7 protein-coding genes and 1 pseudogene are annotated in these 12,931 nt (G+C 61.3%); 4 read left to right on the forward strand and 4 right to left on the reverse strand.

Annotated features, from left to right (window positions below):
• Positions 1–98 precede the first annotated feature (98 nt).
• From EOS_RS32285 to EOS_RS32295, 3 genes are all read left to right on the forward strand, one after another.
• Entirely contained in the window at positions 99–2,114 is a 2,016-nt protein-coding gene (locus tag EOS_RS32285; RefSeq protein ID WP_047896296.1) for a DNA topoisomerase IV subunit B, read from the forward strand.
• Between the two features lie 59 nt (positions 2,115–2,173).
• Positions 2,174–4,486 carry a DNA topoisomerase IV subunit A gene (gene parC / locus EOS_RS32290; protein ID WP_047896264.1) on the forward strand — a complete coding sequence of 771 codons (2,313 nt, stop codon included), beginning with the start codon at positions 2,174–2,176 and terminating at the stop codon, positions 4,484–4,486.
• Positions 4,487–4,633: 147 nt separating this feature from the next.
• Positions 4,634–5,092 carry a CopD family protein gene (locus EOS_RS32295; RefSeq protein ID WP_047896265.1) on the forward strand — a complete coding sequence of 153 codons (459 nt, stop codon included), beginning with the start codon at positions 4,634–4,636 and terminating at the stop codon, positions 5,090–5,092.
• 14 nt (positions 5,093–5,106) lie between these two features.
• Here EOS_RS32295 and EOS_RS32300 read toward each other — a convergent pair whose 3' ends face one another.
• From EOS_RS32300 to EOS_RS32315, 4 genes and pseudogenes are all read right to left on the reverse strand, one after another.
• Positions 5,107–7,479, reverse strand: coding sequence for a bifunctional diguanylate cyclase/phosphodiesterase (locus tag EOS_RS32300; protein ID WP_407639196.1), 2,373 nt, complete (start codon positions 7,477–7,479; stop codon positions 5,107–5,109).
• A 633-nt stretch (positions 7,480–8,112) separates the two neighbouring features.
• Complete coding sequence (locus EOS_RS32305) at positions 8,113–8,577, reverse strand: RidA family protein (protein WP_047896266.1); 465 nt, start codon at positions 8,575–8,577, stop codon at positions 8,113–8,115.
• Between the two features lie 124 nt (positions 8,578–8,701).
• A complete protein-coding gene (locus EOS_RS32310) occupies positions 8,702–9,898 on the reverse strand; it encodes an aminotransferase-like domain-containing protein (protein ID WP_047896267.1) in 1,197 nt (398 codons plus the stop codon).
• A 469-nt stretch (positions 9,899–10,367) separates the two neighbouring features.
• A pseudogene (locus EOS_RS32315) lies at positions 10,368–11,030 on the reverse strand (VOC family protein); the annotation flags it as partial.
• A gap of 312 nt (positions 11,031–11,342) precedes the next feature.
• Between EOS_RS32315 and EOS_RS32320 the strand changes: the two are divergent.
• On the forward strand, positions 11,343–12,785 hold the full coding sequence (locus EOS_RS32320; protein WP_047896269.1) for an aminotransferase-like domain-containing protein: 1,443 nt from the start codon (positions 11,343–11,345) through the stop codon (positions 12,783–12,785).
• Positions 12,786–12,931: the final 146 nt, after the last annotated feature.

The following is a 12,931-nucleotide window of genomic DNA, read 5'->3' on the forward strand; positions in this document are numbered from 1 at the left end:
ATGTTCACGCATTCGCCGGTTGTCCGGCCTGGCCGCTGCTGAATTCCGCTACCGAATTCACGCCGCGGCCGCCCGGACCGCCGGACCCACGTCCAGACATGTCCACGAAAAAACCCAGCGCCGCCGACGGCGGCAAGAACAGCGGATACAGCGAAGCATCGATCAAGGTGCTGAAGGGTCTCGAGCCGGTCAAGCAACGGCCCGGCATGTACACCCGCACCGAAAATCCGCTGCACATCATTCAGGAAGTCATCGACAACGCCTCCGACGAGGCGCTCGGCGGCTACGGCAAGCAGATCACGGTCACGCTGCACGCCGACCATTCGGTGTCCGTCGAAGACGATGGGCGCGGCATTCCGTTCGGCCTGCATCCGGAAGAAGGCGTGCCGGTCGTCGAGATCGTGTTCACACGCCTGCACGCGGGCGGCAAGTTCGACAAGGCCGCTGGCGGCGCCTACACGTTTTCGGGCGGTCTGCACGGCGTGGGCGTATCGGTGACGAACGCGCTGTCCACGCGATTGGACGTGACCGTGTGGCGCGACGGCAAGGTTGCGGAACTCGGCTTTTCGAATGGCGATGTGGTGAAGCCGCTCGAAATGCGCCCGATGAACCGCGGTGAGAAGAAGTCCGGCACGCGTGTCACCGCCTGGGCCAATCCCAAATATTTCGATTCGCCGAATCTGCCGGTCGGTGAGTTGCAGCGGCTGTTGCGCTCGAAGGCGGTGTTGCTGCCGGGCGTGGAAGTCGTGCTCATCAACGAAAAAACCGGCGAGCGCCAAAGCTGGAAATACGAGGATGGGTTACGCGGCTATCTGCTCGAAGGAATGGGCGGCAGCGATCTGCTGATTCCGCTGTTCGAAGGCGAGCGTTTTGCGGGCAACGCGAAGTCGAACGAGGAAACCTTCGCGGAAGGTGAGGGCGCGACGTGGGTCGTTGCATGGAGCGAGGAAGGTCCGTTGCTGCGTGAGTCGTACGTCAACCTGATCCCGACGCCCGCTGGCGGCACGCACGAATCCGGTTTGCGCGACGGTTTGTTCCAGGCGGTCAAGAGCTTCGTCGAATTGCACAACCTGCAGCCCAAGGGCGTGAAGCTGCTCGCGGAAGACGTGTTCGCGCGGGTGTCGTTCGTGCTGTCGGCGAAGGTGCTCGATCCGCAGTTTCAAGGGCAGATCAAAGAGCGCCTCAATAGCCGCGACGCGGTGAAACTCGTGTCGTCGTTCTCGCGGCCCGCGCTCGAACTGTGGCTGAACCAGCATGTCGAGTACGGCAAGAAACTCGCGGAACTCGTGATCCGCCAGGCCCAGGCGCGCACGCGCGCCGGGCAGAAGGTGGAGAAGCGCAAGAGCTCGGGCGTGGCGGTGCTGCCCGGCAAGCTGACCGATTGCGAATCGACGGATGTCTCGCGCAACGAACTCTTCCTCGTAGAGGGCGATTCGGCGGGCGGTTCGGCGAAGATGGGCCGCGACAAAGAATTCCAGGCCATTCTGCCGTTGCGCGGCAAGGTGCTGAACACGTGGGAAACAGAGCGCGACCGGCTCTTCGCAAACAATGAAGTGCACGACATCGCTGTGGCGATCGGCGTGGATCCGCACAGCCCGGACAGCCTTGACCACAAGGTCGATCTCTCGAATCTGCGTTACGGCAAGATCTGCATCCTGTCGGACGCGGACGTGGATGGTTCGCACATCCAGGTTCTGCTGCTCACGTTGTTCTTCAAGCATTTTCCGCAACTGATCGAGCAGGGCAATGTGTGCATCGCGCGGCCGCCGCTGTTTCGCGTCGATGCCCCGGCGCGCGGCAAGAAGCCGGCACAAAAGCTCTACGCACTTGATGAAGGTGAACTCGAGGCCATCCTCGACAAGTTGAGGAAGGACGGCGTTCGCGAGACGCAATGGTCGATCAGCCGCTTCAAGGGCCTGGGAGAAATGAGCGCGGAGCAATTGTGGGACACCACGATGAACCCGGACACGCGCCGTTTGCTGCCGGTCCAACTCGGCGATCTCGGTTTTGACGACACGGTCACGCGCATGACGATGTTGATGGGCAAGGGTGAGGCGGCGTCGCGGCGGAGCTGGCTCGAAGAGAAGGGCAACGAAGTCGAAGTCGACATTTGACGCCGCCGGAAACCCAAAGACGCCCCTGAACCTCGTCAACGCATAACACTGGAAATTCGATGGACGATCTCTTCGCGGACCAAGAAGCCGCGCCCGAAGGCGAAAAACTGACGCTTGGCGATTACGCCGAGCGCGCGTATCTCGACTATGCGGTGAGCGTGGTCAAAGGCCGGGCGCTGCCCGATGTTTCCGACGGCCAGAAGCCCGTGCAACGCCGCATCTTGTTCGCCATGAACGAGATGGGCCTCGCCAACACCGCCAAGCCGGTGAAATCGGCGCGCGTGGTGGGCGACGTGCTGGGTAAATATCATCCGCACGGCGACCAGTCGGCCTACGACGCACTGGTGCGCCTCGCGCAGGCGTTTTCGATGCGTTATCCGCTGATCGACGGGCAAGGCAATTTCGGCTCGCGCGACGGCGACGGCGCGGCGGCCATGCGGTACACGGAAGCGCGCCTCACCCCGATCGCGAAATTGCTGCTGGATGAAATCGACATGGGTACCGTCGATTTCATGCCGAACTACGACGGCTCGTTTCAGGAACCGAAGCTTCTACCCGCGCGCCTGCCGTTCCTGTTGCTGAACGGCGCATCGGGTATCGCGGTGGGGATGGCGACTGAAGTTCCTTCGCACAATCTGCGTGAAGTCGCAGCCGCCGCGGTCGCGATGATCCGCGATCCGAAGATCGATCACGCCCGGCTCGCCGAGCTGATTCCAGGTCCGGATTTCCCCGGCGGCGGCCAGATTATTTCGAGTCAGGCCGAGATCGCAGCGGCTTATGAAACCGGACGCGGCAGCCTGAAGGTGCGGGCGCGCTGGAAGATCGAAGACATGGCGCGCGGCCAGTGGCAACTCGTCATCACGGAATTGCCGCCGAGCACGTCGGGCCAGAGGGTGCTCGAGGAAATCGAGGAACTGACGAACCCGAAGATCAAGCTCGGAAAGAAGACGCTGAGCCCCGACCAGTTGCAGACGAAGCAGACGCTGCTGGCTCTGCTCGACACGGTTCGGGATGAATCGGGCAGGGATGCGCCGGTGCGGCTCGTGTTCGAGCCGAAATCGAGCCGTATCGACCAGACCGAGTTCGTGAATTCGCTGCTCGCGCATACGAGCCTGGAATCGAATACATCGATCAACCTCGTGATGATCGGTGCCGACGGCCGGCCGCGTCAGAAGGGTATTAGCGAGATCCTGCACGAGTGGGTCGGCTTTCGCTTCACCACCGTCACGCGACGCACGCAGCATCGGCTGGGGAAGGTGAACGACCGGATCCACATTCTTGAAGGGCGGATGATCGTCTTTCTGAATATCGATGAAGTGATCCGTGTCATTCGTGAAGCCGACGAGCCGAAGCAGGCATTGATGGACAGGTTCAGTCTCAGCGAGCGTCAGGCCGACGACATCCTCGAAATCCGTCTGCGGCAACTGGCTCGGCTCGAGGCGATCAAGATCGAGCAGGAACTGAAGGAATTGCGCAGCGAGAAGGAAAAGCTCGAAGAGTTGCTCAATAGCGACGCCGCCATGAAGCGGCTGCTAATCAAGGAGATCGAAGCCGATGCCAAGCAGTATGGCGACGATCGCCGCACGCTGATCCAGCCGGAAAAGCGGGCGACGTTCGAGGCGCGGGTGGTCGACGAGCCAGTGACGGTGGTGGTATCGCAGAAGGGCTGGGTGCGGGCGTTGAAGGGCCATGGCCTGGATCCGGCAAGCTTCCAGTTCAAGGCCGGCGACGGCATCTATGCCGCATTCCAGGCGCGCACGCCTGACATGCTGATTGCGTGGGGCAGCAACGGGCGCGTGTATTCCGTGCCCGTCGCGATCCTGCCGGGCGGACGCGGTGACGGCGTGCCGGTCACGTCGCTCATCGAGCTCGAGTCGGGCTCGCATCTGCTGCACTACTTCGCCGCTTCGGTGGAGCAGCCGTTGCTGCTGGCATCGAGTAACGGCTTTGGCTTCATGGCCAGGCTCGGCGACATGGTGAGCCGGGTGAAGGCGGGCAAGTCGTTCATGACCATCGACGCAGGAGCGACGCCGCTCACGCCCATGCCGGTATTGCCGGGCGCAACGCAGGTTGCGTGCTTGTCGAGCAACGGGCGCCTGCTGGTGTTCGATATCGATGAGATGAAGACCTTGTCGGGCGGTGGCCGTGGCGTCATCCTGATGGCGCTCGATCCGAAGGAGACGTTGCGGCAGGCGCTGGCTATCGATGCGCGCGGTCTGGTGCTGATCGGCACGGGCCGGGGCGGCAAGGCGCGTGACGAGAAGCTTGCGGGCGCGGCGCTGGAAGGGCACGTGGGCAAGCGGGCGCGCAAGGGCCGTGCACCCGAGTCGACTATCAAGGTGACCGAATTGCGGCCGGTGTTCGAAGGCTGATAAAACGATAAGCGGTTGGGCGCCCTGGGTCCGCAACGTCGGTCCGGGGCGTTTCTTTATCTTGAAAATACTTGAACTGGCTGCGTTTGGTCGAGTCGAACGCCCGAACGTTGGCAATCAGTGATTCACCCGCATTTAGGAACGTTAATGAATAAGGCGATTGAAGTGGCGCTGTTCCTGCATTTGCTGGGGGTAGCGGTGTGGATTGGCGGAATGATATTTGCGCACTTTTGCCTTCGTCCGGCAATAGCGGATTTATCGCCGCAATTGCGGTTGCCGTTGTGGGAATCCGTATTCGGCCGGTTTTTTAACTGGGTGGCGGCATCGGTGCTGGTGATATTGCTGACTGGCGGATTTTTGCTGACGCAGTTTGGTGGCAGTCACGCCGCATTGCCGTTACACGTGATGGCAGGTCTCGGCATTGTGATGATGCTGATTTTCGGGCACATCCGGTTTGGTGTATTCCCGAAAATCCGGCGCGCCGTGCAATCGCAAAATTGGCCGGATGGCGCGAGGGCGGTGGGCACGATCAGAAGGCTGGTGTTGGTTAATATCGTGCTGGGTGTTGTGACGATCGGTGCAGCGGTTTTATCGCGGGGAATGTAGCGCACGTAACCCATTCAATCAACGGCATTGGAAGGCGCTTCGCCAAACGGCAGGGCAGCAACATCCGCCACGAGCCCCAGGCCGCAGACACCAAACCGGTCGAGCAGTGCTTGCACGCCCTCGGCCGGGACAGCACGAGAAAAGAGAAACCCTTGAGCCTCGATAGGCCCAAGCCGCGATAACCACGCAATCTGCTCCTCGGTTTCCGTCCCTTCAACCACGACCGTCAACCCAAGCGAGCGGGCGAGATTGACAATTGCAGAAACCATCACGCAGACACTGCGATCGTGAGGAATCGCCTGAATAAACGACCGGTCGACTTTGAGTGTATCCACGGCAAACCGGTTCAGGTAAGACAGCGACGAATACCCCGTGCCGAAGTCATCGAGCGCGATCCTGACACCGAGTCGCTTTAAAGCAGAAATCTTTTCGGCGACGATATCCGGAAACTCCATCATCACGGTTTCAGTAATCTCGAGTTCGAGTTTGCCCGGCGCGATACCGCTTTCGCGAATAGCGGCCGCGACCGTCTCGAGCAAATCCCCGCGCCAGAACTGCACTGCCGAAATATTCACTGCAAGCGACAACCCGTCATACCCCTGACTCTGCCAGATAGCCAACTGACGGCACGCCGTATGAATCACGAAGTCGCCGATGGGCACGATCAACCCCGTCGATTCCGCAACCGGAATGAACTCGTTAGCCGGAATCAGCCCATGTTGCGGATGATTCCATCGCGCCAGCGCCTCGAAGCCCGTGATACATCGCCGGGTCAGGTCGATCTTCGGCTGATAAGCGAGAAACAACTGATTCTGGGCCAGCGCCACCCGTAACTGCTGCTCCCACTTCATCAAATGATCCGCGCGATGGGACAACTGCGGCGAATAAAACTGATAGCAGTTCTTGCCCGCATCCTTCGCGCTGTACATGGCCAGATCGGCTTTCTTCAGCAAGTCGATTTCGCTTTCACTCGACACCGAATACAACGCAATGCCAATGCTCGCGTGCAGCACGAACGCGCTGCCGCGTACATCGAAAGGCGTCGCGAACATGTGCGAAACCGCCTCTGCCAGCTGGACCGCTTGCCGCTCGACATCGGCGCCTTTGACGACCACAACGAATTCATCGCCGCCAATACGCGAGAGCATGCCGTTATCGCTGACCGTTTCCGCCAGCCGCGAGGCCGTCATCTGCAGCACGATGTCACCGGCGTTATGGCCGAGGGTGTCGTTGACGGTCTTGAAGTTGTCCAGATCGATGAACAGCAGCGCGAGATGGCCGACGTTCTCCGGTTTCGCGACGTCGTAGCGCAGCATCTGCAGCGTGGAATAGCGGTTTCGCAGACCGGTCAGCAGATCGTATTCGACCAGATGGGTCATCTCACGCTCGCGCCCAAGCAGCTTGCCGATCAGCCCGGTTGCGACCGCGAAGAAACCGAGCATGGCGAGCGAGATGAAAGTCGCCATGAGCAGGTAGACGCGGCGCGTGTGATTGAAGTCGGTGAACTCCTCGGCCTGCGAGAGCCCCACGAGCACGCCGAGCGGATAGCCGTCTATATGCCGATACGAAACGATGCGCGTGACGTTGTCGATCGGGTCGACATAGATGCCGGATGCGTGCTCGGAGGTCGGGTACACACCGCTTGCCGTGAACGCGCCTTTCGGGTCGCCGCTGCCGTCGACCTTTTTTATCAAGAGGCTGTCTGGTTTGGAGGGCGTCGGTCCGGCGCCGACCCCGGTGCTGCGCGCGAGCACCGAGCCGTTGTCCGAAATCACGGCGACCACGCCGTCGCGTCCGATCGACGCCACGTTGTAGAAGTCGCTCGTGAAATAGCTGGGATCCTCCGACACCACCACCACGCCCGCGAACGAGCCGTCGGCATGATTCAGGCGGCGCGTGATTTGCAGCGTCCATTGCCGGGAAACGCGGCCGAGGACGGGCTTGCTGATGTAGAGCAGGTCGTCGTTGGAAAGCTGGTGGATCCGGAAATGTTCGCGATCGGAAAGATCGACGGGTTTCGGCGTGGCTCCCGAGGTCGAGGCGACCAGCATGCCGTGTTCGTCGATTAACGAGACCTGCACGAGCGTGTCGCTTTGCACTACGCCTTTTTCAACTGTGCTCGCCAGATTGAACTGTCCGGGCGTTTTCTCGAACTCGTATTTGACGAAACGGGTGATCTGGTCGACCTGGTGAATGGCCTTGATCGTGTGCTGTTCGAGTGCGGACGAAAGGATCGCCGCCGATGCCATCGACGCGTGCGTGGCGGCGTCGCGCTCCACCGACAGGCGCGCGAAGATCACCGTCCACAGCAGCACGAGCACGAGCGCGCCCAGCGCGGGAATGGCGAATAATGCGCGACGCCGGCGCGGAAAATCCGCCTGTTTCATGTCGCGTGGCGCTCTGGGCCGTGATCGATTCATGGGTTTGGTCAGTCCATGGACCCGGTGAGGCGTTGCGCCGATAGTACGTCCGGAACAACACAAATGAATTTCGGCATTGCTGCAGCGCGTCCAATGCCGGTGAGGCGGGGCGTTATTGCCGGTATTCGGTGAATCCGGGCCCATCGTTCGAGTTCGTTTGCAGGCCCGAGCCTACACGTGCATCGATAACAATTACATTTCTCTTACGATGGTTTTAACCATGCCGCCGTTCACAAACCGGTTCGGCGTTGCCCGACACCCCGCTGGTTATCCAGTCTCCCCCGCGTGAGGCTGATTTCCATAATGGCGGTTAAGTCAGATAATACCAATGACAACCGGCTTAGATACTACTGAAGGCAACCCATTTAAGGAAGCGCGGCGATGAGGCGAAGTATCGAGGTATACACGGATAGGCTGAAACGCTTGTCTGGAGCGGCCCCGGCGGGGGTGGCGGTCGTTTCGACAATGTGAATTCAAGTCACGAAACGGTGGTAATCCGGATCCCGATGCCGGGCGGCATCGGGATTAAGCCCCGGGATTAAGTGCAAGATAAAATTCGTTACAACGATTTACGCGTCTTAAGCGTTTAAAGCAGCGGTTTCAACCAATTTCGGCAATCAATTCGATTTCGACGCACGCACCCAGCGGAATCTGCGCCACGCCAAATGCCGAGCGTGCATGTTTGCCGCGCTCGCCAAACACGTCGGCGATTAACTCCGACGCGCCGTTGGTCACCAGATGTTGCTCGGTGAACTCGAACGTGGAGTTCACCAGGCTCATCACCTTCACGATCCGCGTCACCTTGTTCAGGTCGCCGACGTGCGCATGCAGCGTCGCGATCAGGTCGATGGCGATGGAGCGCGCGGCGGCACGGCCTTCTTCGGTCGTGAGCGTGGCGCCCAGTTTTCCCGCCCACACCTTGCCGTCCTTTTTCGCGATGTGACCGGACAGATAGACCGTGTTGCCGCTTTGGGCGCTCATCACGTAGGCGGCGGCGGGGGCGCCGGCCGTCGGCAGTTCGATGCCGAGTTCCTTCAGCTTGTCGTAGACGTTTAGTTGGGCCATGGGGTGTTCCCTAGAAATGGAAATGATGACCCGCGCCCGACTGGTCGATGCCGGTCAGGAGCGGCGAGCGGGAGAGTGTATCGAGGCATGCATCCGGTCTCCATACACTCTCATTGCAACGAGATCAGACCAATGCGCGGATCAGCGCGCCGAGCTTCGCGACACCTTCGTCGATCTTAGCCGGCGGCACCGTCACGAACGACAGGCGCAGCGTGTTGTGTTCGGCTTCGTTCGCGAAGAACGGGCCGCCCGGCACGAACGCGACGTGCTGCTCGATGGACTGTTCGAGCAGCTTCATTGTATCGATGTGTTTCGGCAGCTTCACCCACACGAACATGCCGCCTTCCGGCCGGTTCCATTCGACGCCCGCCGGCATGTGCTGTTCGAGCGACGCCAGCATGGCCGCGCATTGATCGCGATACAGCGCGCGGATCTTCGGGATATGCGTCTCGAGAAAGCCGTCCTTGACCACCTCGTGCACGATGCGCTGCGTGAGGCTCGGTGTATGCAGATCGGTCGCCTGCTTTGCCTGGACCAGCTTGAAGTGCAATTCCTCGGGCGCAATGATGTAACCCACGCGCATGCCCGGCGACAGGACCTTCGAGAACGAACCCAGATGCACGATGTGATCGGGCGCCATGGACAGCATGGTCGGCAGCGGCGCACCCGCGTAGTCGAGGGCGCCGTAAGGATCGTCCTCGATCACCGGGAAGCCGGCGCGCTGCGCGAAGGCGGCCAGTGCGGTGCGGCGTTCCAGCGCCAGGCGACGGCCCGTCGGGTTCTGGAAATTCGGCTGTGCGTACAGCAGCCGCGCGCCGGCAGTCAGGGTGGCGTCGAGCGTTTCAGGGATCAGGCCGTGTTCGTCGGTGGGGACTTGCACGTAATTCGGTTCGTACATGGAAAACGACTGCAGCGCGCCGAGATACGTCGGCGTTTCGACCAGTACGCGGCTCGCGGGATCGATCAGCACCTTGCCGAGCAGGTCGAGCGCTTGTTGCGAGCCCGTCGTGATCAGCACTTGCGATGGCCGGATCGACGCGCCGTTGACGGAATAGCGTTGCGCGACCCACTCGCGCAACGGCAGGTAACCTTCGGTGGCGCTGTATTGCAGCGCGGCGGACGGGTTGTCACGCAGGATGCGGTCGCACGCCACGCGCATTTCTTCGACCGGAAACGTAGCTGGCGAGGGTAATCCGCCCGCGAACGAAATAACTTCGGGCCGCTCGGTGACCTTCAGGATTTCGCGAATCGCCGAACTGGTGAGCTTTCTGGCGCGTTCGGAAAGTTGCCACGGCTTGGCTTGAAGGTCGGCTTGATTCATGGGGTCCTCAGTTGGTCTCGGTGAGCGGTTTTAATGCTTGATACGTATGGGTGGGTTGATGGAATGCTGCACGGTGCTGCGAATGAGGTCTTGCACGATGCCACGCTGCATTTCCTGGCCCGTTTCAATCAGTGCAATTCAGCACAATCGGTGAACGTCGGTGAACGTCGGCGGACGCTCATTATCGCGTGTTCGATGATCCAGTGGTCCAGCGTTCAATAGTTCCAATAGTTCCTTAACCAGCGCGAAGCACACTTGCCCGCCGTCCTGTGTTCTAACGTGCGTCTTCCTGCCGCGTCTCGTCTTGTGCCGGATCGGCCGCATTCTCGGGCGTGTCCGCGGCGTCCGTTGCGTCCTCGGTCTTCTTGCTCCTCGGCCGCTTGCGGGCCGGCTTGACCGGCGCAGCCTCAGCCTCAGCCTGTCTCGCCGCTTCGATCGATTCCGCCGATTCCCCCAGCGTGACGATGGAGCCATCCGGCAGCTCAAACTCCGCGACGAGCACCGGCGCCCCCGCCGTCACCTCGACCTGCATCAAATGCGATGCTCCGAGCCACGCCAATTGCTCGGAAATCAAATGCGCGCGCGGATGAAACCCCGTCAGCGACTTCAGCGCGATACCCGTTTCCGGCAGCGATGCGCTCGGATGCTGCGGCGTGTCCCACTGGATCAGCGACGGCAGAAGCCCGTCGCCGACACCTTGCCACGCGGGGAACGTGCCATCGGCGGGAACGGTGAGATCCCACGTGTACGCGCCACGCGTCATTGGCACGACAGCCGGGATGCGCTCCGGATATTGCGCCTGCCAGCGCGCGAGCAGCTTCGGCCGGTTCACCCGCACCACCCAGTGCACAAGCTGCGGACTCGCTTCGAGACGCTTGCGCTGCGCCGGGTCGTCGAGCGCGAACAGGCGCGGGTGCGGCGTTTCGATGACAGCCGCGTCCGGGTCGACCGCTATCACTTCGAGATATGCGCCGCCCCACAGGTTCAGCAGGCGGTTATGCGTGCGCATGACCGGATGGGCACCGCCTCCGGTCATCTCGATCCCCAGTTTCCCGGCGATAAAACGCTCGCCTTCTTCCAGCGTTCGGGCAGCGATAACGAGGTGATCGAGTTGCAGCGGATGAGTGGTCATAGTGCACGAATAGCTTGAAGGAAAATTGCCCGGACAACGCCGGCTAAGCCCACAAGCATACCCGTTCCGCCCGGTCGTGCCGCTGCGTTAGCCATCCGACCGGGTCATCGGCGCACAGTCCAAAACGGCCGAAAACCGTTTCAGAAACGCCCCGAAGGCTCGGGACACGCATAAAAGCCGAACGGAAACCGCCAATTTTACCTATCGTCTTGGTCTCAAATGTATCGACTCTGACCGTAACAGTAACGGTACAATCCATCCGATACTCCACGGTACAGTCATCACACGCATTCCAACCCGATGGAACCTGACATGTCGGTCCCGCTCGACCAGATTCCCGCGCCGCACGGCGCGCCGCAACTGACGCTCGTCGACCAGTTGGTCCAGTGGGGCCGGCGTCGTATCGACGAGCGGGTGTTCCGTCCGGGCATGCGTATGCCGTCGATCCGCAAACTCGCGGTCGACAAAGGCGTGTCGCGTTTTACGGTGGTCGAGGCGTACGAACGGCTGGTCGCGCACGGTTATCTCGACTCGCGGCGCGGTTCCGGCTTCTTCGTGCGCGACCGGACCAGTTCCAACGATTCCCACGTGCACCCGCCGTCCGCCATTGAGCGGGCGCCGGTGCCAAGTACCATCGACGTGGTCTGGCTGCTGCGCAACATGTTGCACACGTCGAATCCGGCGAAAGGGCCGGGCATCGGCTACCTGCCGGCTAGCTGGCTGAATGGCGAGTTGCTGACCAGTGCATTTCGCTCCTTGAGCCGGCAAAGCGGCGCGCAAATGCTTGGCTTCGGCACGCCGCAGGGGTTCCTGCCGTTGCGCCAGCAGATTCAGACCCGGCTGGAAGAGCTGGAGATCGGCGCATCGACGGAGCAAATCGTGATGGTGTCCGGCGTCACGCAGGCCATTGACCTGATCGCACGGATCTTCGTGAAACCCGGCGATACGGTCATAGTCGGGGACCCCGCCTGGTTCCAGATGTTCGGCCGCTTTGTGGCACAAGGCGCGCGGCTGGTCGGCATGCCGTACACGCCGGACGGCCCGGATCTCGATGCGCTCGAAACCATGGTCCAGACCTGGCGCCCGAAAATGCTCGTGATCAATTCCGTGCTGCAGAATCCGACCGGCACCTCGCTGAGCGCGGCGCAGGCGTTTCGCATCCTGCAACTCGCCGAAACCTACGATTTCATCGTCGTGGAAGACGATATCTACGGCGATCTGTGCCCGACCAATTTCGCCGCGACGCGCCTCGCCAGCCTCGATCAACTGAGGCGCGTGATCTTTCTCAACAGTTACTCGAAGACGCTCGCGCCGAACCTGCGCGTGGGGTACGTCGCTTGCGCGCCGGAGGTGGCGAACGCCATTGCCGATCAGAAAATGCTGGTCGGCATGACGAGTCCCGAACTCAACGAGCGCGTGCTGTACAAAGTGCTCACCGACGGCCACTACCGGCGTCACGTGGAACGGCTGCGCGTGAAGCTGGACGGGGTCCGCGAGAAAACCGTCCGGATGTTCGAAAAAGTGGGCTACAAGCCGTATCTGGTGCCATCGGCGGGGATGTTTTTATGGGCCGATACCGGCGTGGATTCCGAAGGGCTTGCCGCGGCCGGGCACGAAGCGGGCTTTTTGCTGACGCCCGGCAGCCTGTTTTCGCCGCATCAACTGCCGAGCACGTTCATGCGCTTCAACATCGCTAACTGTGGCGACCCGGGCCTGCCCGCGATGCTCGCCGGTTACGCGGATCGCGTGGGCTAGGGCGGTTCACGGTTCATCAGGTTCCGCGACACGCCTCTTGAAATTATCGCGGGCGACCTCATGTTCCGCAGAATTCGAGCGGTGCATTCCGGCACGTTGCCTTGACGCTCACGCGCTGTCCGGCCGCATCGCCGCCGCTTAAAAAT

Source organism: Caballeronia mineralivorans PML1(12) (assembly GCF_001028175.1).
Lineage (GTDB): Bacteria > Pseudomonadota > Gammaproteobacteria > Burkholderiales > Burkholderiaceae > Caballeronia > Caballeronia mineralivorans.